General features: G+C 71.5%; 20 protein-coding genes, 3 tRNA genes and 1 rRNA gene. 8 read left to right on the forward strand and 16 right to left on the reverse strand.

Annotated features, from left to right (window positions below; translation table 11 throughout):
• The first annotated feature begins 191 nt into the window (after window positions 1-191).
• Window positions 192-308, forward strand: a 5S ribosomal RNA gene (gene rrf, locus ABD808_RS03620).
• Window positions 309-350: 42 nt separating this feature from the next.
• On the opposite strand, the gene ABD808_RS03625 is transcribed toward rrf, so the two are convergent.
• Genes ABD808_RS03625 through ABD808_RS03635 form a run of 3 tightly spaced genes read right to left on the reverse strand, consistent with a single transcriptional unit; the run spans window position 351 to window position 3,285 of the window.
• Window positions 351-965, reverse strand: a complete 615-nt coding sequence (locus ABD808_RS03625) for a TetR/AcrR family transcriptional regulator (RefSeq protein WP_344889593.1) — start codon at window positions 963-965, stop codon at window positions 351-353.
• Between the two features lie 5 nt (window positions 966-970).
• Window positions 971-1,753 (reverse strand): fatty acid desaturase family protein, encoded by a 783-nt coding sequence (locus ABD808_RS03630; protein ID WP_344889596.1) that lies wholly within the window; start codon window positions 1,751-1,753, stop codon window positions 971-973.
• Window positions 1,750-3,285, reverse strand: a complete 1,536-nt coding sequence (locus ABD808_RS03635) for a phytoene desaturase family protein (protein ID WP_344889601.1) — start codon at window positions 3,283-3,285, stop codon at window positions 1,750-1,752. Before ABD808_RS03635 ends, ABD808_RS03630 begins: the two co-directional genes overlap by 4 nt.
• Window positions 3,286-3,521: 236 nt before the next feature.
• Here ABD808_RS03635 and ABD808_RS03640 point away from each other — a divergent pair, with 236 nt between their 5' ends.
• The gene (locus tag ABD808_RS03640; RefSeq protein ID WP_344889604.1) at window positions 3,522-4,604 is read left to right on the forward strand and encodes an RDD family protein; all 1,083 of its coding nucleotides are present in this window, start codon (window positions 3,522-3,524) and stop codon (window positions 4,602-4,604) included.
• A 5-nt stretch (window positions 4,605-4,609) separates the two neighbouring features.
• Here ABD808_RS03640 and ABD808_RS03645 read toward each other — a convergent pair whose 3' ends face one another.
• From ABD808_RS03645 to ABD808_RS03665, 5 genes are all read right to left on the reverse strand, one after another.
• Entirely contained in the window at window positions 4,610-5,161 is a 552-nt protein-coding gene (locus ABD808_RS03645) for a P-loop nucleotide/nucleoside kinase family protein (protein ID WP_344889607.1), read from the reverse strand.
• Window positions 5,158-6,276: an enolase C-terminal domain-like protein gene (locus ABD808_RS03650; RefSeq protein WP_344889610.1), complete on the reverse strand. Its 1,119-nt coding sequence runs from the start codon at window positions 6,274-6,276 to the stop codon at window positions 5,158-5,160. The genes ABD808_RS03645 and ABD808_RS03650 overlap by 4 nt, the downstream gene beginning before the upstream one ends.
• Window positions 6,277-6,395: 119 nt before the next feature.
• Complete coding sequence (locus tag ABD808_RS03655) at window positions 6,396-7,865, reverse strand: LCP family protein (protein WP_344889613.1); 1,470 nt, start codon at window positions 7,863-7,865, stop codon at window positions 6,396-6,398.
• A gap of 131 nt (window positions 7,866-7,996) precedes the next feature.
• Window positions 7,997-9,421, reverse strand: coding sequence for an LCP family protein (locus ABD808_RS03660; protein WP_344889616.1), 1,425 nt, complete (start codon window positions 9,419-9,421; stop codon window positions 7,997-7,999).
• A gap of 131 nt (window positions 9,422-9,552) precedes the next feature.
• The gene (locus ABD808_RS03665) at window positions 9,553-10,989 is read right to left on the reverse strand and encodes a GuaB1 family IMP dehydrogenase-related protein (RefSeq protein ID WP_344889619.1); all 1,437 of its coding nucleotides are present in this window, start codon (window positions 10,987-10,989) and stop codon (window positions 9,553-9,555) included.
• A 660-nt stretch (window positions 10,990-11,649) separates the two neighbouring features.
• On the opposite strand from ABD808_RS03665, the gene ABD808_RS03670 reads away from it, so the two are divergent.
• Window positions 11,650-12,564, forward strand: a complete 915-nt coding sequence (locus ABD808_RS03670; protein ID WP_344889622.1) for an Lrp/AsnC family transcriptional regulator — start codon at window positions 11,650-11,652, stop codon at window positions 12,562-12,564.
• Window positions 12,565-12,632: 68 nt separating this feature from the next.
• Here the strand turns inward: ABD808_RS03670 and ABD808_RS03675 are convergent, their stop codons facing one another.
• The 7 genes from ABD808_RS03675 to ABD808_RS03705 all read right to left on the reverse strand — a co-directional run bounded on the left by ABD808_RS03675 (window position 12,633) and on the right by ABD808_RS03705 (window position 19,403).
• Window positions 12,633-14,177, reverse strand: a complete 1,545-nt coding sequence (locus ABD808_RS03675) for a Na+/H+ antiporter (protein ID WP_344892814.1) — start codon at window positions 14,175-14,177, stop codon at window positions 12,633-12,635.
• 83 nt (window positions 14,178-14,260) lie between these two features.
• Entirely contained in the window at window positions 14,261-15,127 is an 867-nt protein-coding gene (locus ABD808_RS03680) for a LysR family transcriptional regulator (RefSeq protein ID WP_344889626.1), read from the reverse strand.
• Window positions 15,128-15,209: 82 nt separating this feature from the next.
• Window positions 15,210-16,703 carry an MFS transporter gene (locus ABD808_RS03685; protein ID WP_344889629.1) on the reverse strand — a complete coding sequence of 498 codons (1,494 nt, stop codon included), beginning with the start codon at window positions 16,701-16,703 and terminating at the stop codon, window positions 15,210-15,212.
• Window positions 16,703-16,966 (reverse strand): ubiquitin carboxyl-terminal hydrolase 14, encoded by a 264-nt coding sequence (locus tag ABD808_RS03690; RefSeq protein WP_344889632.1) that lies wholly within the window; start codon window positions 16,964-16,966, stop codon window positions 16,703-16,705. Before ABD808_RS03690 ends, ABD808_RS03685 begins: the two co-directional genes overlap by 1 nt.
• Before the next feature lie 32 nt (window positions 16,967-16,998).
• Window positions 16,999-18,033 carry a GDP-mannose 4,6-dehydratase gene (locus ABD808_RS03695; RefSeq protein ID WP_344892817.1) on the reverse strand — a complete coding sequence of 345 codons (1,035 nt, stop codon included), beginning with the start codon at window positions 18,031-18,033 and terminating at the stop codon, window positions 16,999-17,001.
• Between the two features lie 85 nt (window positions 18,034-18,118).
• Window positions 18,119-18,670 carry a CGNR zinc finger domain-containing protein gene (locus ABD808_RS03700; protein ID WP_344889637.1) on the reverse strand — a complete coding sequence of 184 codons (552 nt, stop codon included), beginning with the start codon at window positions 18,668-18,670 and terminating at the stop codon, window positions 18,119-18,121.
• Window positions 18,671-18,830: 160 nt separating this feature from the next.
• On the reverse strand, window positions 18,831-19,403 hold the full coding sequence (locus ABD808_RS03705; RefSeq protein ID WP_344889642.1) for a hypothetical protein: 573 nt from the start codon (window positions 19,401-19,403) through the stop codon (window positions 18,831-18,833).
• Window positions 19,404-19,695: 292 nt separating this feature from the next.
• Here ABD808_RS03705 and ABD808_RS03710 point away from each other — a divergent pair.
• From ABD808_RS03710 to ABD808_RS03720, 3 genes are all read left to right on the forward strand, one after another.
• Window positions 19,696-19,767 (forward strand) — tRNA-Trp (locus ABD808_RS03710).
• Window positions 19,768-19,781: 14 nt separating this feature from the next.
• A tRNA-Ala gene (locus tag ABD808_RS03715) sits at window positions 19,782-19,852 on the forward strand.
• Window positions 19,853-19,906: 54 nt separating this feature from the next.
• Window positions 19,907-19,991: transfer RNA gene (locus ABD808_RS03720), tRNA-Ser, on the forward strand.
• A 22-nt stretch (window positions 19,992-20,013) separates the two neighbouring features.
• Here the strand turns inward: ABD808_RS03720 and ABD808_RS03725 are convergent.
• The gene (locus tag ABD808_RS03725) at window positions 20,014-21,366 is read right to left on the reverse strand and encodes a pyridoxal phosphate-dependent aminotransferase (protein WP_344889645.1); all 1,353 of its coding nucleotides are present in this window, start codon (window positions 21,364-21,366) and stop codon (window positions 20,014-20,016) included.
• A gap of 164 nt (window positions 21,367-21,530) precedes the next feature.
• Here ABD808_RS03725 and ABD808_RS03730 point away from each other — a divergent pair, with 164 nt between their 5' ends.
• A complete protein-coding gene (locus tag ABD808_RS03730) occupies window positions 21,531-22,457 on the forward strand; it encodes a LysR family transcriptional regulator (protein ID WP_344889648.1) in 927 nt (308 codons plus the stop codon).
• Between the two features lie 184 nt (window positions 22,458-22,641).
• Window positions 22,642-23,397, forward strand: coding sequence for a VC0807 family protein (locus ABD808_RS03735; protein ID WP_344889652.1), 756 nt, complete (start codon window positions 22,642-22,644; stop codon window positions 23,395-23,397).
• Window positions 23,398-23,522: the final 125 nt, after the last annotated feature.

Here is a 23,522-nt window from a genome sequence, read left to right on the forward strand (position 1 = left end):
GGTGTGGAGTCGACCGGTACTAATAGGCCGAGTGGCTTGAACACACAATACGTTCAATCCAAATCGCTGCAAGAAGATGTTCGCGTCCCTGTGTGGTTCCCAGGAAACAACCGGGAACCCTGTTCACAACTGGATACGTGTGTGAACGCTTGAGTTTGCCCACCCTGTTGGTTGGGGTGGTGCGTGTGGCGTTCGGTGGTTTTGGCGAGAGGGAAACACCCGGTCCCATTCCGAACCCGGAAGTTAAGCCTTTCAGCGCCGATGGTACTGCATGGGAGACTGTGTGGGAGAGTAGGACACCGCCGGACATTTCGTTGGGGAGGGCCCCGCCGTTTACGGCGGGGCCTTTCTCATTTGTCGGGTGTTGGGGTGCGGTTGCCCGCGAAGGTGTCCCAGAGGATGGCGGCGGGTTCGACCGTGGCGAACAGTGACTGGATGCGGGAACGGTCGCCGTCCAGGTGGATGAGGGTCTGCACGCCGAGGAACATGGCGACCGCCATCATGCCGATGTCACGGGACGGGGCCATGTCCTCAAAAGTCGTCCCCGCGACGAGGCGTTGGACGGCGTCGGTCGCGAACTCCGACCAGGAATCAATGTGCGCGAGCAGCTCCGCGCGGACCCGGGGTGATGTCGCGGATGCCGTGACGAGTTCCTGGACCGCGTCGATGTGCCCCTTGTCCCGCATGTCCTCGGCGTACAGGTCGCGGAGACGGGAGATGAGTTCGGCGGCGTCCGTGCAGGAGCCGAGGGCCTCCTCGTAGTAGGCTCGCCGGGCCTGGCTGGTGTGGCGGAGCGCCGCGACCAGCAGGGCCTCCAGGTCCTCGAAGTGGTAGTAGATGACGCCGGGCGCGAAGCCGCCCGTGCGGGCGATCGAGCGTGCCGTCGTCCCGCCGTAGCCTTCGACGGCGAGCGTCCGGATGGCCGCTTCGAGGAGGCGGTTCCGGGTCTCCGCGCGTGGCGCCATGTCGCTCAGATCACTTTCCAGGGTTTGACCCCGGCCTCGTCGAGGACGGGGTCGAGCCGCCGGGCGAGCCGGGCCAGACGGTGGCTTGGGACCTGCGGGTACAGATGATGCTCCAAGTGGTACGTCAACTCCAGGAACAACGCGGGGACGACTCGTCCGCGCAACGTGCGGGTCTGCGTGAGCGGCGTGTCCCCGTAGTGCCGGTGCGGCAGGTGGACGGTCAGCAGCGGATAGACCCAGCTTCCCACGATCATCATGACGGCGTACACGAGCAGCCCCCGCGAGAGGGTGATACCGGCGGCGACGGCCGCGAACGGTAGTGCCGCCTCTGCCAGCAGCCACAGTCGTTGGCTCCCACGTCCGCGCCGGTACGCCCACCACCACAGACGGATGAGGAACACCGGCCCGTACAAGAGCGCTCCGACCGCGGACAGGTTCGCCGGGTACCCTTCCGGGTCGTCGTCGCTGGGGAACGTCCGGTGGTGTTGGAGGTGTGTGGCGCGGTAGGCATGACCGCTTTCCAGAAGGACGGCGCCCAGGAGGAACAGGGCCCACTCGGTTGGACGTCTGCCGAGTCCCAGGGATCGGTGGACGACGTCGTGCGTCGCCGTCACCACCGCCACGAAGATCCCGAACGCGATGAGAGGGGTCAGCCACCACCATCCCGCGAGCCACGCGGAGGCGAACAGGGTGATGCCCGCGTAGGGGAGCGACAGGGTGAGGGCCCGCCGTCCACGTGTCGTGACGAGCAGGTCGGCGCCCAGGTCGGACAGTTTGGGGAGCGTCATCGGCGCACCGCCGCTCGCAGCGCCTCGTCCGCGACGATCCGGCTGCCCAGCGCGCAGGCGACGGTGCCGAGGCCGGGCCAGGTGGAGTCGCCGACGAGCCACAGGCCGGGGACGCCCAGCGAGTGCGGGACGGCGTTCTGGTTCGTGTTGCGCAAGCTCTGGTGGGCGCCGCCGACCGCGCCGCTGGGCCGGAACGCGAAACGCTCGTAGGAACGCGGCGTCCCCACGTCCCAGACCCGCGCCCGTTCGCCCAACCGGGGGTGGACGCGGCGCGCGAACCCGACGAGCTGTTCCCCGATCGCCCGTTTGCGGACCTCGTAGTCGGCGTCCGACAGCCCCTGCCAGCCGGCGAGGCCGGTGTGCGTGGAGATCATCACGGCGCGTTCGCCCGGCGGCGCGCTCTCGGTGTCGCCCGGCGCGGACACAGACACGAACATGTTGTTGCCGTCGCCGAGCGGCCGTTCGTAGTCCTGGAGGAGCTGGTGGTGGGTGAACTCCTGTCCGGCGACCTCGTCGTCCGGCACGCCGAGGAACACGACGATGGCGCCGCCCTGGTCGGGTTCGTCCCGGAGCAGGTAGGGGCGGAGTGGTGCCGCCAGGGCGGGGACGACCCGTGCGGTGGTGGCGGCGGGAAGCGCGCTCACCACCTGCCGGGCGTGCACGACGCCGCGTTGGGTGTGGACGGTGAACGCCCCGTCCCGTCCTGACACCCGTATGACCTGGCAGCCGACGCGCAGTTCCCCGCCCAGACTCCGGTAGTGGGCGAGGAATCGCCGCCAGAAGCCGCGCATGCCGCCGTCCGCGCGGGTGAGTCCGGCGCCGCGGATGGTGACGCCGAGCGCGGCGTTGATGAGCGGCGCCCGGTCGACGGTGCTGTGCACCGTGTCCTCCACCAGCATGGACAGCAGCCCGACCAGTGGGGCGTCGCCGCGCAGGCCGTGCCGGACGAGGGCGTCCCCGAGTGTCGTGTTCAGGTGGCGGGCGAGCGGCAGCCCGCGCGGCCCGAGCGCCCGCAGGTTGTGGACGGCGTCGGCGGGACGGCGCATCGGCAGCCGCACCCCGGCGCGGCTGGCGTCCCAGAAGACCTGCGCGATCCGGTCGAGCTGGGACCAGAAGGCGCGGTGGCGGGGCGTGTCGCCGAGCGCGCGGAGCCGTTCGCGGTGCCAGGACCGCGCGTCGCGGTGCAGGGTGACCTTGCGGTCGGGCAGCCAGCCGACGTAGCCGGGCAGCGCCTCGCCGGGCACCGGGTCCATGCCGATGCTGTCGAGGAGTTCCGCGCCGACGCCACCGGGTTCGAAGTCCACCATCGTCGTGGCGCCCACGTCGAAGGAGAACCCGCGCCGCCGGTAGTAGCCCGCGCAGCCGCCCACGTGCCCGTGCGCCTCGATGACCAGGGTGGACACTCCCGCCGCCTGGAGCCGCGCCGCCGTCGCCATCCCGGCGAGCCCGCCGCCGAGCACGGCCACGTCGCATGTCGCCGGGAAACGTGCCGCTCTCGGCGGGCGCTCGATCTGAACCGATGTTCTGAACATGAGTTCAGATTCTGCGCCGACCACGCCGTCCGCGTCAAAGCTCCGAGACGAGGATCACCGCGTTGTCGTCGGGCCGTGCCGCTCCCACCTCGGTTGTCGCGGGTCGTGGCGAGTCACTGCGAGAAATCGTCGTCCGAACCCTCGGAAACTGTTGGCGGGACGCTTTTGGTCGTTTTAGGATTTGCACACCCCGTGATCAAACAGTCGCCGATGTCTCACAATAGTTAGAGGGCTACGTGTACGGTCCTTATCCGGTCCCGCCCCCTGCCGTCCCGGGGCCTCCGCCCGCCGTCGCCCAGGGGTTCGCGGCCGCGCGTGGCCGGCGGTTCGCTGCCTGGAGCATCGACGCCACCGCCCTCGCCGTCGTGGCCTTCTTCCTGGGCGTCATGACCTGGGGACGGCTGAACGGCATCCTCAACGACGGCCTCTGGGACCAGGTGCTGAGCGGAATCTGGGGGCTGTTGCTGTCCGGCGGCGACATCGAGGCCGCCGCCGAGAATTTCGGCATGAGCATCTGGCATTCGGTCGTCGGCGCCATTGAGCAGGCGTTGATCCTGCTGGTTCTCGTCGAGTTCCTGCACCAGTTTGCCGGACAGGCCCTCGCCGGTCGCACCCTCGGCAAGACCGTCCTGGATCTGCGTGTCGGGAACGTCCAGCCCGCGATGAAGGTGAAGCCCGCGGTGTCGCGCGTGCTGCGCCGCGCCGCCCTCACCACGGCGGGCGGCACCGGCCTGTACTGCGTCGCCTGGATCCTGCTGCTGCACGGCATGTTCTTCGTCGCCGTCCTGGCGTGGATGACGGCCGTCTCGGTGTTCGTGGCCAACAGCGTGCCCGCGCTGTTCGGTGCGCGCCGCACTCTCGCCGACCGCGCGGCGGGCACGGTCGTGGTGCCCGCGCACACCTACCGGCGCGCCGCCGAGTTCGCCCGGCAGGGCGCCGGACGGGCCTGGGCCGGGACGCAGGCGGCGGGCTACGCCGTCCGCGACCAGGCAGCGCGCCTCGCCACCGAGGACCGCATGCGGCAGGCGCAGGACCTGGGCCGCCGGTCCGCCGCCAAGATGCGGGACGCGGCCCAGGGCGAACGGGCCAGGCAGGCCCAGGACGTGGGCAAACGCCTCGGCGGACGCATCAAGGGCGCCTACACCGACCGCAAGTCCGCCCAACGCCCACCCGAACCGCCGCCTGGCCAGCCGCCCGCGATCGAGCCGCCCCTGCCGGACTACGGGCCGGTCGTGCAGCCCGATCAGCAGCGGCCCGCACAGCACTGGGCGCCCGACCCGTACCGGCCGCCGGACCCGCCGTCCGGTGGGAACGGGTGAGCACGTCAGCCGAGGAGGTCGTCCAGCTGGGCGGCCAGTGACCTCGCCGCCGTCAGCCGGTTGTCGACCGCCGTGTGCGGGACGGGAGGCGGCTCGTCCGGACGCATCCGGGCCGTGAAGGCGTCGAACGCCGCGAGCTTGCCGGTGTCGCGGGGCGAGCCGCGTTCCTCCAGGCGGTGGCGCAGTGTCGCCGCGTCCGTCCGGATCCAGACGAGGCGCACGGGCGGCCCACCCAGCGCGTCACCCCATTCCGCCCAGCGGGACGGGGAGCGAATGTACCCGGTGAACGGGCCGTTCAGTAGCACCGGGCAGCCGTGCCCCCGGATCTCCCGCGCCGCCGCCGTCATCCCCGCGTACTCGTGCGGCTTGACGTGCCCGTCGTACCAGGGGCCCTCGCGCTCTCCCGGGTCGCGGCCCGCCGCCACGAACGGCCCGTACAGCGTGTCCTTGTCCAGCAGCGCGGGGACAGGACGCAGCCGCGCCAGCAGCAGCCCCGCCACGGTGCTCTTCCCGGAGCCGGGCGGGCCCGCGACCACCCACGCCGGGGCGGACGTCACGTCGACAGGCGCATCCGGCGCGTCGCCAGCCGTTCGATGCGCTCCTCGTCGATCACGTGGCCGAGGCCGGGCTGGGTGAGCGGCACGCCCACCACGCCGCCGGACGACCGGACGGGCGGGGTCACGAACACCGGGCCGCCCGCCGGGTCCGACACGTCGCTCGGCAGCGTGCAGCCCGGCAGGGAGGCGAGCGCGACGGCGGCGGCCTGCCCGATGCCGAACGCGCCGGAGCCGCTGCACCACACGTCCCAGCCCGCCGCGTACGCCAGGTCGTGGGCGCTGCGGGCGGCGGTGAGCCCGCCGAGCCGGTCCAGGCGCAGGTGCAGCGCGCGGCCCGCGTCGAGCGTCAGCGCCGCGTCGAGGGTGTCCAGGTCGCCGACGGCCGGGGCGACGGCGGTGCCGACCCGGAGCTGGAGCCGGGCGTGCGCGGCCAGGTCACCGGCGGGGAACGGCCGCTCGATCGCCACCACGCCGTAGGCGTCCAGGCCCTCCAGCACCGCCAGGTGCTCGGCGGACTCGGTGTAGGCGTGGCCCGCGTCGGCGACGAGCGCCAGCGCCGGGTACGCCTGCCGGACCGTCCGGATCGGCTCGATGTCCCAGCCGGGACGGATGTCCAGCGTGACGCGGGTGTGGCCCGCTCCAACGGCCTGGTTGACACGGCCCGCGACCGTGTCGAGCGTCGCCTCGGGGGCGATCCGCGCACCCGTCACGATGGACGTGCGGGTGCCGCCGAGGGCGTGCGCGAGCGGCAGGCCCCGCGTCCGGCACCACAGGTCCCAGCAGGCGGTGTCGATGGCGGCGGCGGCCTCGCTGGCGCCGAGGTCGGCCGCGGCGGACACGTCCTCGGGACGGTCCCAGTCGAGCCCGATCAGCGCGGGGCCCATGCGCTCCTCGATGTCGGCCCACGCCGCGCCGGAGCCGTCCGCGCCCGAGCCGTCCGAGCCGTGCGGGCCGGGACGGTTCGCGTCGGGGTGGTTCGCGTCGGGCGGGACGGCCATCTCGCCCCAGCCGACCGCGTCGGCGGACGCGAGGCGGACGAGGACGCTCACCGGCCGCCGCCCGCGCCGCATCACCACGCGGAAGGCGTCGCAGCCATGGATCCGGGGCACCCGCATCCGCCTTTCCAGGAGATCGAGGACATGTTCCTCCTCAATCTTCCCCCCTCCGCGGAGCGTTTTCTCACCGCACCGCCCCCCTTGGCACTGTTTGGTGGGGGAGCGGACCGTGGGAAGGGTCAGGAAGGACAGCTGGACTTGAGGGACACCGGCTTGCTGGACGGCTTCGACGTCCCGTCCCCGTCACCGTCCTGGGACTGCCCGGCCTGGGAGGGCGTCCCGCTAGTCGGCGTGCTCGGGTGGGTGCTCACCTGGCGGGGGTCGGTGTTGATCGCGTCGGACGTCAGCTTGCGGATGAGGTCGAAGTCGGGGTTGCCCGAGTAGATCAGCGGCGGCACGAACTGGAGGCTGTTGATGTGCGCGTCGTCCTTCACCTTGTTGGACAGCTTCACCAGCGCGGGCAGCAGCTCCTGCGGGATGTCGGTGGACAGGGTCCGCTTGGCGGCGGCGGCGAGCTTGTCGAAGCTGGTGAGGACGGTCTGCGGGTTGGCCTGCTCGGCGATCGCCTGCATCAGGCACTTCTGCCGTCCCATCCGGACGTAGTCGCTGCTGTTGGTGCGGGACCGCCCGTACCAGAGGGCCTCCTTGCCCGTCAGCTTGCGGTAGCCGGGTTGCAGGACCTGGCCGCGCAGCCCGTACGGGATGGGGTGGTCGACCCTGATCTTGACGCCGCCCATGGCGTCCACGATGTCGGCGAAGCCGAACATGTCGACGAGGATGTAGTAGTCGACGCGCAGGCCGAGGACGCCCGCGACGGTGGCCTTCAGCAGTTCGGGGCCGCGGTGGTTCTTGGCGACGCCGGGCACCACGTCCGGGTGCTCCTCGGCGTACTGGTACACCTCGTTCAGCAGGCCGGGGTTCTGCGGACCGTCGCCCGTGAAGCCGTACGGGAACCGGTCGCGGGCCGGGCCCGGCGGCATCGGCGCGTTCTCCAGGTTGCGCGGCAGGCTCAGCAGCACCGTGTCGCCGGTCTCGGTGTCGACGCTCGCGACCGTCATGCTGTCGGTCCGCACACCGGTGCGGTTCTCGGCGGCGTCACCGCCGATGAGCAGGATGTTGACGCGCGGCTCCCCGTCGAAGGGGTCGTCGGTGTCGACGGGCCTGCCGTTCTCGCTGCCGGTGCGGAAGATGCTGGTCAGGGCGTCCCGGGCGACGTAGCTCTTGTGCGCCGACCAGGCCGCGGGCGCGGCGACGGTGACGCACATCACGACGACCATGGCCCCGCCGAGCGAGCGGGCCCCGCCCGACATCCCGGACGGGCGCAGCACGAAGTAGGAGCGGACCACGACGAGCATCCACACCAGGCCGAGCACGACGAGCCCGGCGGTGAGGCGCTCCAGCCAGTCCGGCTGGACGGCGAGCTCCGGCAGCTCCGAGCGGTACGTCGTGGCGGCGGCGGCGAGGGACGCGGCGAGCGCCAGGTACAGGGCCAGCAGCAGGCCTCCGGCGACGCGGCGGCCGGTGACGAAGTGGGCGACCCCCCAGACCAGGGCGGACGCGAGCGTCAGCGCCAGCGCGCGGAGCAGACCTCCGCCGGACGAACGCTCCGCGTCCCCCGTCCGAGCACGCCGACTCGCCGATCGACCCATGTAGTCCCCGATTCCCGCACACCGTGAAATAAGCCTTGGCTCACTTTAAGGACGCTCGGAACCGGGCAAAGGTTGCGTGCAAGTCGATCTCAACTGCCGCCGGGTGTGGGCGCGGAGGTGGGCGCGGCGGGTCAGCCGCAGCCGTCGCCGAGCACGTGCAGGGCGCCCGTCGCGGGGACGCCGGCCGCCGAGTCCCGCACCGCCCGCGCCGCCATCGCCTTGATCTTCCGGTAGTCCGGACGCCAGGTCGAGATGATCGGCGGGACGAACTGGAGGCTGGTGATCTCGGCGTTCCTGATCTTGGCGGACAGCTGGACCAGCGGCGGCAGCAGCTCGCGCGGCAGGTCGGTGTTGACGGAGTACTTGAACACCTTGGTGAGCCGCTGGAAGCTGCGGAGCACCGTCATCGGCCCCGCCTGCCGCGCCAGTGCCCACATCAGGCATTTCTGGCGGCTCATCCGCGCGTAGTCGTCGCTGTCCGTCCGGGACCGCCCGTACCAGAGGGCCTCCCGGCCCGTGAGCCTGCGGCAGCCGGGCCTGAGCACGCCGGAGGGCACCTGCTCCTTCGGCACCGGGACGGCGTGCTCCACGCAGACCCGGACGCCGCCGACGGCCTCCACGATCTGCCGGAAGCTGCGCATGTCCACCATCGCGTAATAGGGGACGGGACGGCCGAGGATGTGCGAGACGGTCCGCTTCAGCAGTTCGGCGCCCGTGTTGCGGACGTGCTCGTCGCCCGCCAGCAGACCGGGATGGTGGACGCCGTTGTCGTACACCTCGTTCAGCAGCTCCTCGGGCGGAAACGGAACCCGCTTGGTGCCCGACCACACCGGCACGTGCTGAAGGTTGCGGGGCAGGCTCAGCAGCAGCGTGTTCCCGGTCCTGGTGTCCACGCTGGCGAGCGTCATGCTGTCGGTGCGGACGCCGGGGCGGCCCACGTCGGCGTCACCGCCGATGAGGAGCACGTTGAGGCGCGGCGTGTCCGCCCACGGGTCGGCGGTGTCCGCCGGGGCGCCCGCCGCCCGTCCGGCCGCGCTCGCGGACGTCCCCTCACCGAACAGGCTCTCCACCAGGTCGCGCTGGATACGGCCGTACTGGGCGATGGTCAGCGGCGGGAGGACGGCGAGCACGCACAGCACCGACACGGTCGTCGCCCCGGCGGCCCGCCAGAGCGGGGACAGGCCGTCCGGCACCAGCACGGCGTAGGAGTGGATGATCAGCACCGCCCACAGCCCCGCCAGAACGACGCAGCCCGCCGACACCGCCAGCAGCCAGCCGGGCCGCACCGACAGCTCCAGGAACAGCGACCGGCCCCGCCAGGCGGCGGCCACGGCTCCCCCGACCAGCAGCGCCTGCGCGCCGAGCAGCGCCGCGCCGAGCCTGACCCGTCCGGACCGCAGCTGCGCGATGCCGGGCAGCACCGGGGACACCGCCGCGATCAGCAGCGCCCGCACCAGCCCCCACGTCCCGTGCCCGCCTGTCTCGTGCCCGCCTGTCGCGGCTCCACCTGTCCCGTGCGGACCCGTCTCGTCCCCGCCCGGATCGCCCTCCGCCATGCTTTCGCCCCCTTCGGGGACGAAGACCCCCTTCTCCGCCCCTCTGATCAAGAGCGTGCAGTCAGAAACGGCGGAAAGGCCAAGTCAAAACGCGGCGTGTCGCGAAGGCCACGCAGTGTATGGAGTGGATTTCACCAACTGCTGGACAGCGGCATACCTTCCGCGAATCCGGACGAACCCTGGATCCCGATGGTGGCCCGCTCGTGGAACTCCTCCAGCGTGCGGGCGCCCGCGTACGTGCACGAGCTGCGCAGCCCGGCCACGATCGAGTCGATCAGGTCCTCCACGCCGGGACGCCGCGGGTCGAGGAACATCCGGGACGTGGAGATCCCCTCCTCGAACAGCGCCTTGCGGGCCCGGTCGAACGGCGAGTCGTCGGCGGTGCGCAGCCGCACCGCCCGCGCGGACGCCATCCCGAAGCTCTCCTTGTACAGCCGTCCCTCGGCGGTGCGCTGCATGTCGCCGGGCGACTCGTAGGTGCCCGCGAACCAGGACCCGACCATCACGTTGGCCGCGCCCGCCGCCAGCGCCAGCGCCACGTCGCGGGGGTGCCGGACGCCGCCGTCCGCCCACACGTGCCTGCCGAGCCGCCGGGCCTCGGCGGCGCACTCCAGGACGGCGGAGAACTGCGGGCGGCCGACCCCGGTCATCATCCGGGTCGTGCACATCGCGCCGGGGCCCACGCCGACCTTGACGATGTCCGCACCCGCCTCGACCAGGTCGCGGACGCCCTCGGCGGTCACCACGTTCCCGGCCACCACCGGCACTGCCGGGTCCAGTGCCCGGACGGCGGTCAGCGCGCTGATCATCTTGTCCTGGTGGCCGTGCGCGGTGTCGACGACGAGCAGGTCGGCGCCCGCGTCCAGCAGCGCCTTCGCCTTGCCCGCGACGTCGCCGTTCACGCCGACCGCGGCGGCGATCCGCAGCCGTCCGGCGCCGTCCACGGCGGGGGAGTAGAGCGTGGCGCGCAGCGCGCCCGTGCGGGTGAGGACGCCGGTGAGCCGTCCGTCCGCGTCCACGACGGGCGCGAGACGGTGGCCGCGCCCGTGCAGCCGGTCGAAGGCCTCGCGCGGGTCGACGCCGTCCGGCACCGTGACCAGGTCACGGGACATGATGTCGCTCAGCTGCGCGAACCGGTCGACGCCCTGGCAGTCGGCCTCGGTGACGACGCCGACCGGACGGTCGTCCGCGACGACGATCACCGCGTTGTGGGCCCGCTTGTGCAGTAGCGCCAGCGCGTCGCCCGCCGTCGCGGACGGACCGAGCCGGATCGGGGTGTCGACGACCAGGTCGCGTCCCTTGACCCAGCCGATCACCTCGGCGACGACCTCGACCGGAATGTCCTGTGGCAGGACCGCGATCGCGCCGCGCCGCGCGACGGTCTCGGCCATCCGGCGGCCGGACACGGCCGTCATGTTGGCGACCACGAGCGGGATCGTCGTCCCGCTGCCGTCCACGGTCGACAGGTCGACCTCCAGGCGCGACCCGACCGCGGAGCGGCGCGGGACCATGAAGACGTCGTTGTAGGTGAGGTCGTGAGCGGGCCGCTCACCGTTCAGCAGGCGCACGGGTCTAATCCACACCAATCGCAGGTCAGGGTGGCTGGGCCACCGTCCATTGTCGGCCATACCCGGTCGCGTCGGAACCGACCCGGACGGGGCCGCCGCCGCCAATCTTGACGGAGGCCCCCGGCGCGGGCGGTGCGGGCGGGCGACCCGGCCGTCGAACAGAACTTCACGACGTGGTGGAAACCGTGCAACGTGAGGCTTGGCTCTCTGTAAAGTTACCTCTTGACGTAACTGCGCCCTCGATGCACTTTTCTTACATGTGCCTCACACGAACGGCGGTACCGCCGTAAGGGGCGTGACATCAGAACACCGGGAGAAGCGCATGCAGCCCACGCACTCGGACCCGGTCGGCCGCGCTTCTCCGCGTCGCGCGCCGCCCTGGCAGCACGGCGACCAGCACAGTGATCATGGCCACCGCGCGCGTCCACCGCCGACCCCGAAAACGCCCGGTCCGCGTGCGAAAAACCGGCCTCGTTGCGCTTCCCGACGGGAGTACGCGGCGCCGGAAACGTCGTCACTCGGAACTCGCCACAGCCGCTTCGACGGCCACCGGGCACCGCGAACACGAGCAAGATCAATATTTGACGTCATACCGTCCTGAAATGGAATGATCTTGCAGTCGCCGACAAACCGATTCATGACATGTCGAGGAGGAGAACCGTGCTGGATGCGGTCGACGCCGTGCTCGTCCGCGAGCTCCAGCGGGATGGCAGGGCGACGTTCCAGGCCCTCGCCGACCGCGTCGGGCTTTCCCGCACGGCCGTGCGGGCACGGGTACAGCACCTTCTCGAAACCCAGGTCGTCCGCGTCGTCGGCATCGTGCACGCCGCCGTCGTCGGGGCGGAGGCCATCGGGCACCTCTCGGTCACGGTGGACGGCTCGGCCCGGAAGGTCGCCGCGGTCGTCGCCGACCGTCCCGCCGTCAGCTTCACCGCGCTGACCGCGGGCCCGTACGACCTGGTCGCGCAGGTGCGCACCCGTGACGACGCCACGCTCGCCGCCGAGGTGGACCGCATCAGGTCCGTCCCCGGGGTGCGGGCGGCGGAGGTTTTCCGGTCGGTGTCCACCGTGCGCGACACGCACGCGGTGGTACGCGAGCTCGAAGAGGTCAGCCTCGACGGCATCGACTGGCGCCTCCTACAGGAGCTGCAGCGCGACGGGCGCGCCCCCTACACCCGGCTCGCGCACATCATCGGCCTGTCGCAGGCCGCCACCCGGGCCCGGGTGGTCAGGCTCATGCGTTCGGGCGTCATCCAGGTCACCGGCCTGGCCGACCCGCTGGCCCTCGGCGCCGCCGAGCTCGGCGGGTTCGGGCTGGTGGTCACCGGCGGGCTGCGACGGGCCGCCGACGCGGTCGCCGCCCTGGAGGGCATCCGCTACCTGGCGACCGGTTTCGGTCGCTACGACATCGTCGGACAGGCCGAGGCCGCCTCGCGCAGCGAGCTGGTCGCCGTGCTGGACTCCATCCGGGCCGTGCCCGGCGTGACGGTGCGCGAGTCCTGGCACCATCTGGACGTGGTGAAGGAGTCCTACACCGTCGAGCTGCCCGACCAACCCCTCAACGGGACGTCCTGACCGGACCCCCTCGCCCTGGCCACGGCGTACGCACCGTGGCCAGGGCATCCGGTCTCACTCCCGGTGCCCTACTCCCTGTGGAGGGCGGCCTCCTCCAGGTCCAGCTCGTTCATGACCCGGCTCAGCACCTCGTCGTCGAGACGACGCTCGTCGCGCATCCGCACGAAAACCCGCCGCTCGGCCGCGAGCATCTCCCGCCGCAACCGCCGGTACGCCGCCGTCGGCACCTCCGCGCCCTCCGGGCCCGTCCCGCCGCCGAGCCGCTCCCACACGCGCAACTGCCGATGCTCGGCGAGTTCACGCAGCCGGTCGACCACGGCGGCGTCCACCTCGTCCTCGGCGATCAGCTCCTCCAGCCGCTCGAGCGCCGCCTGCGCCGCCGCGTGCTGCGCCCCCGCCTCCGCGACGGTGTCGGCGTAACGCTCCCGCTCACCACCGACACCGAGCACGCGGATCAACGCCGGGAACGTCAGGCCCTGCACCAGCAACGTCCCGAGAACCGTCGTGAACGTCAGGAACAGGATCAGATCGCGCCCCGGGAACGCCGCGTCATCCGACGTGGTGAACGGAATCGCGAACGCCGCCGCCAGCGACACCACACCCCGCATGCCCGCCCACGACAGGACGACCCGTCCCCGCCACCCGACGTGCTCCCGTCCTCGTTCCCGCCTGGACATCAACCACGGGACGTACGAAGCCGGAAAGACCCAGACGAACCGCGCGACGACCGTGGCCGCGAACACCGCGATCGCCCACCACACCAACTCCGGCGTGCTGCGGCCCGACAACCCGTCCAGCACCGGCGGCAACTGCAACCCGATCAGCAGAAAGACCACGGACTCCAGGACGAAGACCATCACCTTCCAGAACGACCGTCCGATCAACCGCGTCGCCGCCGCCGACTCGGTGGCCCGATGCCCCAGATAGAGCCCGCTCACGACCACCGCGATCACCCCGGAGGCGTGCAGGCTCTCCGCGATCAGGTACGCCCCGAACGGCGTCACCACCGCGACACCGTTCTCCACCAGCGGATCGTTGAGCCGCGTTCGCAACCAGTGCAGCGGCGGCCCGAGCGACAACCCGACCGCAGCGCCCACGGCCGCCGCGAAGAGGAACCGCCACACACCGTCCGCCAACGTGAACCCCGCGCCCGTCGCCGCGATCAACGCGACCCGGAACGCCGTCAACGCCGTCGCGTCATTGAACAGGCTCTCCCCGACCAGCACCGTCACCGTCCGCCGCGGCAACCCCAGCCGCTGCGCGATGCTCACCGCCGCCACCGCGTCCGGCGGTGCCACGATCGCCCCCAGCACGAACGCCGCCGGAAGCGGCAGACCAGGCACAAGCAGATACGCCACGTACCCCACCGCGAACGTCGTGAACAGCACCAGCCCGACCGACAACAACCCGATGCCCCACACGTTCTGCCGCAGATTCGTGTAGGAACTCTGCCAAGCCGCCGCGAACAACAACGGCGGCAAGAACACGTACAGCGCCACCTCCGGATCGAGCTCGAACTCCGGCACCCCCGGCACGAACGAGACGAGCAACCCCGCGATCACCAGAATCAACGGCGCCGAAACCCCAGCCCGCCGCGCCCCGGCAGCCACCATGAGGGCGGTAACAGGCACAGCAAGCAACCAAAGCGCATGCGTAGTCTCCACTTCGTGGAGTTTATTGGGGGGCGCCCCCCCAGTTAGCCAGCAGCTTCTTCTTTGGCGAAGGTCAGGAAGTCTCGGGCTGCCGGGGGGAGTTTGCGGTGGGGGTGGACGATGCCGCTCATGCGGGTTATGGGGGGCATGAAGGAGCGGACGGTGACGCCTTCGGTGTCGTCGATCTGGTTGCGGTACCAGAGGAGGGAGCCCAGGCCCGCTCTTACCCAGCCGATCCAGGCGCCTCGTTCGTCGGACTCCACGGCGGCGATGGGGGTGGCGCCGATTCGTCTGAGGACGGTGTCGATCTCGGCTCGGCGGGCGCCGCCTCGGGCGGGGAGGACCAGGCGGAGGCCGTCCAGGACGGTGGGCGGGAGGGGTTCGCGCATCTTCAGGGTGGGGGGTGAGATCAGGACGACCTCGCGTTGCTCGAACGGGTGGGCCGTCATGTCGCCCGGCATGGGGAGGTCGGTGAGCGCGAGGTCGGCGCGGCCGGCGCGGAGGGCGATGGTGACGCGGTCGCGGTCCTCGCAGCGGACGACGCGGACGCGGACGGCCGGTTGGCAGCGGGCGAAGCGGGGGAGGAGGCGGCCGGTCAGCTCCGGTTCCAGGGACGACGTCACGGCTATGCGCAGTTCGGCGCCTCGGCCGTCGGCCCGGGTCACCGCCAGGCCCTCGATGGCGTCGACCGCGTCCAGGGCGACGCGGGCCTGGCGGACCACCTCCGCGCCGACGTCGGTGAGGGCGACGCCGCGTCCCGAGCGCGCGAACAGTTCGACGCCGAGTTCGCGTTCCAGTTCGCGGACGGCCCGCGAGAGCGCGGGCTGGGCCACGTAGAGAGCCTGGGCCGCCGACGTCATCGTGCCGTGGTCGGCGGTCGCCACGACATAGCGCAGCTGCCGCAGATTCATGCACCGACCGTATGCCAACGAACCTCTCGGGGCCCGGACATAGCCGGAATCGGACCGAGATTGAACCGCTACGCCCTGTTGATCAAGGTGCGGTGTCCCGGTCGGGTTGGAGTTGGGGGGCGCCCACGGCGCAGTGGCTCCTGCACTCGGGCTCGACGGGTTCGCCGGACGGGGCGCGCAGCGCGTCGTCGCTGACGGTCAGGAAGCTCAGCACGGCACCGGCGGCGAGCATCGCGGCGCAGGTCGCCATCGCGATCCCGAATCCGTGCGAGAACTTGCTCGGGTCGTTGTAGGCGTCGCCGGTCAGGCCCGCTATCGGCGGGATCGCCGCCACGGCCAGGAGTCCCGCGGCTCGGGCCACGGCGTTGTTGACGCCGCTGGCGACGCCCGCGTGGCGGACGTCGGCCGTGGCCAGGACCGTGGCGGTGAGCGGCGCCACTACTGCTGAGAGGCCCAGGCCGAAGACGACGACGGGGGGTAGGACGCCCCGGACATAGGACGAGTCCGCGTCTATCTGCCCCACCCACAGCATTCCGGCCGCTGCGATGAGGAGGCCGATCGTCATGGGGAGTCTGGGGCCGATCTTTTGGGCCAGCGCTCCCGCCCGTGCTGAGAGGAGCAGCATGAGGGCCGTTACCGGGAGGAGGGCCGTGCCCGCGGCGATGGGGGAGAAGCCGCCGACGACCTGGAGGTTCAGGACGAACAGGAAGAACATCACGCCCATCCCGCCGTACATGATGAACGTGACGATGTTGACGGCGGAGAACTGGCGGGAGGCGAACACGTCCAAGGCGAGCATTGGTCGTGGGTTCTTGCGGTTGCCTCTGTTTCGCTCCACTGTCACGAAGGTGACGGCGGCCGCTGTTCCTGCGACGGCTGCGGTGATGACTGCCAGGGACGCGCCGTCCGGGGCCTCGGTCAGTGCGTAGGTCGTTCCGGCCAGTGCCAGGGCCGCGAGGGCGGCGCCCAGGACGTCGAAGCGGCCGTGTGATTCCGGGTCGACGCTCTCGGGGACGTGCCTGACGGCGACCAGGACCACTACGGCCGTGAGCGGGACGTTCAGGAGGAACACCCAGCGCCATCCGGCCACTTCCACCAGCCAGCCGCCCGCGAACGGGCCGACCGCGCCCGCGACTCCGGCGAGTCCCGACCAGGCGCCCACGGCTCGGGGACGGTCGTCGGCGACGAAGGACGCCTGGATGATCGCCAGTGCGCCGGGGGTGAGGAGGGCGCCGCCCACTCCCTGGAGGGCGCGGGACACGATCAGCATCTCGATGTTCAGGGCCATGCCGCACAGGACCGACGCTATTGCGAACCACACGACGCCGATGAGGAAGATCCGGCGTCGGCCGTAGCGGTCGCCCAGGGACCCGCCCAGCAGGATGAAACCGGCGAGGGTGAGGGTGTACGCGTTGACCGTCCACTGGAGTCCGGCCATTCCGGCGTTCAGGTCGTGGCCCAGTTTCGGGAGCGCCACGTTCACGACGGTGGAGTCGAGCAGCGCCACACCCGACCCGAGCACCGTCGCCAGCAGGATCCAGCGGCCCGGCCCCGTGCTCAGCCGGACGTCCGGCATCAGACGATCAGTTCATCCACGAAGCACCAGCGCCAGTCCTCGCCCGGCTCGAACGAGCGGACGATCGGGTGCCCCTCCTTCTCGAAGTGCGCGGTGGCGTGCCGCATCGGGGACGAGTCGCAACAGCCCACGTGCCCGCAGCTCAGGCAGAGCCGCAGGTGCACCCACCGCGTCCCCTCGGCCAGGCACTCCTCGCACCCCTGCGGCGTGTTCGGGGACGGGTCCTCGACCGGAACGCTCTGCACATGTTCGCAAGTGGCCATGCCCATATGGTGTCACGGGCCCGGTCACGGGTTCACCAATGATCGGGGCTGAACGGCTCGTCCTCGGGACGCGCCGACCCCGACAGCAGCCGCAGGTCGGAGCGGACCATCATCGTGACCAGGTCCTCGAACGTCACCTCGGGCTCCCAGCCGAGCTGCTCGCGGGCCTTCTTCGGGTCGGCGCACAGCAGGTCGACCTCCGCCGGGCGCGTGTAGCGGGCGTCGTGGACGACGTGGTCCTCCCAGTCGAGACCGGCCGTGCGGAACGCGAACTCGACCAGCTCGCGCACCGACTGGGTCTGGCCCGTGCCGATGACGAAGTCCTCGGGAGCGTCCTGCGCGAGCATCAGCCGCATCGCGCGGGCGTAGTCGCCCGCGAAGCCCCAGTCGCGGCGCGCGTCCAGGTTGCCGAGGCGCAGCTCCGTGGCGAGGCCGAGCTTGATGCGGGCCGCGCCGAGCGACACCTTGCGGGTGACGAACTCGGCGCCCCGGCGCGGCGACTCGTGGTTGAACAGGATCCCGCTGACCGCGAACATCCCGTAGGACTCGCGGTAGTTCTGCGTGATGTAGTGCCCGTAGCTCTTCGCGACCCCGTACGGGCTGCGCGGGTGGAACGGCGTCCGCTCGTTCTGCGGCGTCTCGCGCACCATCCCGAACATCTCCGACGAGGACGCCTGGTAGAAGCGGATCTGGCCGCGTCCCGGCGTCCTGGACGGGCTGATGCCCGACACCACCCGGATCGCCTCCAGCATCCGCAGCACGCCCATGCCGGTCACCTCGGCGGTCAGCTCCGCCTGCTGCCAGGACATCGGCACGTAGGAGATCGCGCCGAGGTTGTAGACCTCGTCCGGCTCCACCCGCTCCACGGCCGAGATCAGGCTGCCCTGGTCGAGCAGATCGCCGGTGGTGATCTGCACGTCGCCGATGTGCTTGCGCAGCCGTGACACGTGGGGGTTCGCCTGCCCCCGCACCAGGCCCCAGACCTCGTACCCCAGGGCGAGCAGATGCTCGGCCAGATATGAGCCGTCCTGTCCGGTGATGCCGGTGATGAGTGCTCGCCTGGACAGCGGATCCTCCTGGCCGAATAGGTCCGATGTGGGCCCACCACGGGAGAGAACCCGCAACGAGCGTGAAACATGAGGTTAGCGTGTGCTACAGGGCTCTCCTGCGGGCGCGGTAGGCGGCCACGTGCATGCGGTTGCCGCAGGTGCGGCTGTCGCAGTAGCGGCGGCACCGGTTGCGGGACAGGTCGACCAGGACGCGGGAGCAGTCGGGCGCTTCGCAGGTGCGCAGCCGGTCGAGTTCGCCGGACGCGATGACGTACGCCAGCGCCATGCCGCAGTCGGCGGCCAGGTGCTCGCCGAGGGGCGCGCCGGGCGCGAAGAAGTGCACATGCCAGTCGTAGCCGTCGTGGTCGGTCAGGTGCGGCGTGGCGCGGACCTCGCCGACGATCTCGTTGACGCGCTGGACGGCGGCCGGCACGTCCCCGGCGTGGAACACCGCGTGGAACCGTTCGCGCAGGTCGAGGACGCGGGCGAGGTCGGAGTCGGTGAGGTCGCCGATGTCGCTGAAGGTGTTGCGCGCCACGAAGGCGTGCAGGCCGGGCAGCCCGCCGAGCTCCTCGGCGCCGGACGTCGCCGCGCCGGTGTTGATCAGGTCGACGACGACGGCGAGCGCGTGCTCGGTGTCATGGGCGAAGATCACAAGGACTCCAGTCTCGGGGACCCGGGGCGATCGTGCCCGGCGGCGCCGCCGGGAGCCGGACGCGCGGGCGGTGCCACAACCTTATGACGAGAAGCCGACGCGTCGACGCGCATCGGAGAGACGGGCAGAGACGGGCGGAGACGGGGAGCGCGGGGGTCGCTCAGCGCTCGTAGTGGGGGTCGGCGACGACCGGGTAGTACGCGTCGGAGTGCTGGATGCGCATCGTCACCGCCGGGCCCTCAAGGGTGTAGTCGGCCTTCACCTGGCGGAACATCGAGTCGCTGGCCCACGGGTTGTAGAGGCGCCCGACGGTCGCGCCGTACCGCAGGTGGACGACGTCGTACCCGCCGGACGGCATCGACTCCAGCGCCAGGCCGTCGGCGAGGGACAGGGTGAAGCGGAACTCGGAGGGCGCGTCGGGGCCGTGGATGACGGTCAGCAGCCGCACCCCGCCGGAGGTGGTCTGCGCGACGATGTCGGTGTCGACGTCCACGCCGACGAACACCCGCAGGCTGGGGCGCAGCACCTGGGCGACGGTGTCGGCCGCGGCCACGTCGATGCCGAGGTGGATCCGCTGCCCGTCCTTGGTCGGCACCCACACGCCGTCGCGGGCGCGCTGACCCCAGGCGACGTCGGGGTTCTCCATCTCCTGGGGCTCGTTCTTGCCCCGCGCGACCAGGATTCTGGAGGCGGCGCTCATCGCCGCGGCAGCCCCGTCCCGTGCGTGCCTCATGGCGGGCCCCCTCGCCTTCTTCCATCACTCGCGTGACGTCGTGCCTGTTGTCGGGTTTACCACGGTCAAACGGGACAGCGCGTCCCTTGGCCTGCCACCGGTTGATTCGTGACGTTCGCCCCCCGTGCGTCGTTGGACCTTACACCACGCTTATACGCTCCGAACGGGTCGGGTGGCGACCACTCGGAAGTCGATCACGACCCGATGACGGTGCGCATCCGCGCCTTCACGCAGAAAATCCTTTGTGCCCGCCGACGAGCCCCGCGCATCATTGATCACAACGAAAGCGCGAAGGGGTGAGCCACCGGTTAGGCGGCCGGTCTCCAAATCCGGCGGAAAGTGGGTTCGACTCCTACCGCCCCTGCTGAGAACCACGCTGGGCCTGTGGTGTAACGGAAGCACACCTCCCTTGCAAGGAGGCGATCAGGGTTCGACTCCCTGCTGGTCCACTCTCGTTCCGCCGCGGGCCGTCCGCCGGACGGACGGCCCGCGACGGGCCCCCGGGAGGGTTGGCCGAACGGTAAGGCAGCCGTTTCGAAAACGGTCGTCGAGGTGACACTCGAAGGGGTTCGACTCCCTTACCCTCCGCAATTCTCGACGCCATTCGGCCTCAAACGGGAACGGGCTCGCTCACGGTGACGGTCTCGGTCAGTCCCGCGAGCACCTCGCTCAGCCGGTCCAGGGCGCCCGCGATCCACGGCAGGGCTGCCGGGGCGGGCGACGCCAGGGCCTGGAGGCGCTGGGCGTCGTCGTCGCCGTACAGCTGGCTCGGCGCCACCCGCGTCCGCAGCAGGGCCGGGGCGTCGCCGAAGGAGCTGCCGGGCAGGACGCCCACTCCGTAACGTTCCAGAAGCAGGTGCGTCAGGTCGGCGGCCGTGCGGACGCCGTGGTTCGCGGCCAGCGCGTCCCGGATCGGCCCGAAGTCGGGGTAGACGTAGAAGGCGCCCTCGGGGCGCGCGACGCGGGCGCCCGCGGCGGCGAACCGGTCCGCGACGGCCGCCGTGATCGCGGCGTGCAGCCGCCTGCTGCGGTCGATGTGCTCGACCAGCTCCGGCGGCTCGCCGAAGGCGTACGCGGCGGCGTGCTGCATCGGGGCGGGCGCGCTCGACCAGATCTCGCTCGCCACGCCCAGCAGGCTGTCGCGCAGCGCGCGGCCGAAGGGGCCGTCCGGCAGCCGCGCGACGCCGAGCCGCCAGCCGCCCGCCGCGAGGTTCTTGCTCAGCGCGGTGGTGACGACCGTCCGTTCCGGCGCGAACAGGGCCGGGCTCGGGACGGCGCGTCCCGGCGCGTGCACCAGGTCGCGGTAGATCTCGTCCGAGATGATCACCAGGCCCTGGTCGCGGGCCACCGCGCACAACCGCCGGACGGTGTCCTCGGACGCGAGCGTCCCGGTCGGGTTGTCGGGGAGCGTCACCACGACGGCCCGGACGTCGCGACCACGCGCGCGGGCCCGCACCACGGCGTCGGCCAGCAGCAGCGGGCTCGGCACCCCGCCCTCGCCGCGCTTGGTGGCGACGCGGATCGGCTCGGCGCCCAACAGCGACGCCTGGGCCGCGTAGCTGACCCAGCTCGGCGCCGGGACCACCACGTCGCCGCCCAGGGACGACAGGAGCGCGTACAGCAGCGGCTTGCTGCCGGGGCCCGCCACGATCGCGGACGGGTCGGTCGGCAGCCCCCGCCGCGACCAGTACCCGGCGACGGAGGCGCGCAGCGCGGCCGACCCGGCGACCGGGCCGTACCCGCCGCGGTCCGAGGCGGACGAGAGTTCACGGGTCAGTGCCGGGTGGATGGGTATCCCCGCCTCGCCGAAGCCGAGCGGCAGGACGCGGACGCCCTCCGCGCGCTTGCGGGCGATGGCCTCGTTCACCGCGAGGGTCGCCGACAGCGCGACGGGACGCGGCGCGAACGGCAGCGACCCGACGGGGTCGGACTCTTCCCGGGCGGACTCATCCTGGGCAGGCATCACAATGCTCCAAAAAAAGGACACGCTGAAAAATGGGCATGCGAAGATAACGCTGAGTGCTAGCGGAATCCCCCTGTGTGACCCGGCCGGGCTCAGTCTCATCCTTTCCCGCTCCCAGCATCATCACAAGCGAGTCTCGTCGATGCTGACCGTAAGATGGAGCGATGCTCGAACTGCGCCGCCTGCGGCTGCTCGCCGAGTTCGCCCGCCGGGGCAGCATCGCCGCCACCGCCGCCGCCCTCGGCTACACCCCGTCGGCCGTCTCGCAGCAGCTGGCGGCCCTCGAACGGGAGGCCCGCGTCCCACTGCTGGACCGCACGGCCCGCAGCGCCGAGCTGACCGACGCCGGACGCCGCCTCGCCGACCGCGCCGAGGAGATCCTCAGCCTCGTGGAGACCGCCGAGGCGGAGCTGTCGGCGCACTCCGACACGCCGATGGGACGGGTCGTCGTCACCGCGTTCCCCACCGCCGCCGTCGCCTTCGCGTCCACGCTGGCCCAGAGCCTCGCCGAGCACCCGGACCTGACGTTCGTCCTGCGCCAGACCCGTCCAGGCGACGGCATCCGGCAGGTGCAGAACGGCGAGGTCGACATCGCGCTGATCGACGACTGGACGGGCAAGGTCCCCGAACAGGCCCCGGCCGCGCTGAAGTTCTTCCACCTGCTCCGCGATCCGCTGGTCCTGGTCGTCCCGGCCGGGCACCCCATGTCGGACCCGAACCGGCCCGTCGACCTGCAACGGCTCAGGGAGGAGCCCTGGATGGCCGCGCCGTCCGGGGAACCGTCCCGGCAGGCCCTGGAACGGCTCATGGACACCGTGGGCGGGGCCCGTCCCGTCCCGTGGGAGTTCGAGGGCCTGCACGCGATCCTGAGCCTCGTGGCGCGCGGCATCGGCATCACCGCCGTGCCCGCCCTGGCGCTGTCGGCGGGGGACCGGGGGGTGGCCGTCCGGCGCATCCCCGAATGCACCCTGGCGCGCGAGGTGTACGCCGTGACCAGGACCGCGAGCGTGCGCCGTCCGTCGGTCGCGGTCACCCTCAGGGCCGTCTACGCGGCGGCCCGCGACGTTGAGGCCGCCCCGCCGGAGAGCTGACCCCGGCACCGGCTACTGTCGGAAGTGAGGCGTGGGTCACACGGGTTCAATCCTGGCCGTTTGTGGCCGCCGCCCGAACTGGACGGACCACTGATCCGAACCACGGGGGGAAGGACGGCACGCGACCGGATCACACGAAAACGGACAACCGCGTGCCGTACATCACGTACGGTAGGGCGCAATCGTGACCACATCCGAGTCCATGCACACCGATCGGGGAGCGCAGCACTCGATGGAACGACCAGCGACAACTCCCGCCGAGCCCGCAGGGGCGACGGCGGTGGTCGCCCCGCCCGAGGGCGGCGGCCACCACGTGTTCGAGCTGCCCCGGGTGACCGCGCTGCTGATGCACGCGCTCCCGCGCTTCATCGAGGGCGTCATCGCCCCCGTCGCGGTCTTCTACGCCGCGCTGACCCTCCTCGGGCTGAACGGCGCCCTCGTCGCCGCCGTCGCCTGGGTGTACGGCGGCATCGCCTACCGCTACGCGCGGGGCCACCGGGTGTCGGGCATGCTGCTGCTCGCCGCGGTCGGCGTGACGGTCCGGGCGGCCACGGCGGCCGCCACGCACAGCGCCGTCATGTACTTCCTCCAGCCGACGCTCGGCACCCTGACGATCAGCCTGGCGTTCCTCGCGTCCGTCCCGCTCGGCCGTCCCCTCGCCATGAAGCTGGCCCGGGACATGGCGCCGATCCCCGAGGCGTTCCTGAAGCACGACAGGGTGCACCGGTTCTTCCTGCGGATCTCGCTGCTGTGGTCGATGGTGCTGTTCGCGAACGTCGGCGTCAGCCTCTGGATGCTCTTCAACGAGTCGATCAGCATGTACCTGTGGTTCCGCACCGGCATCGTCGCCGGGCTGGGCGCGGTCGGCGTCGCCGTCTCCGTGTGGGGTTTCAAGCGCCTCGTGCGTCACGTCAACCACGAGCCCGCCCCGACCGCCTGACACCGGCCTGATCCCTCCGCTCCTCGCCCGCCGCCGTCTCTGAGCAGCGAAATCTCTGCCCGGCTTGCCGAACTTCCGGCCCGGTCGTGGCGTCTCCTTTCTCAGACGCATTCACCACTTGGGTG

This window comes from Actinomadura meridiana, assembly GCF_039537545.1.
GTDB lineage: Bacteria > Actinomycetota > Actinomycetes > Streptosporangiales > Streptosporangiaceae > Spirillospora > Spirillospora meridiana.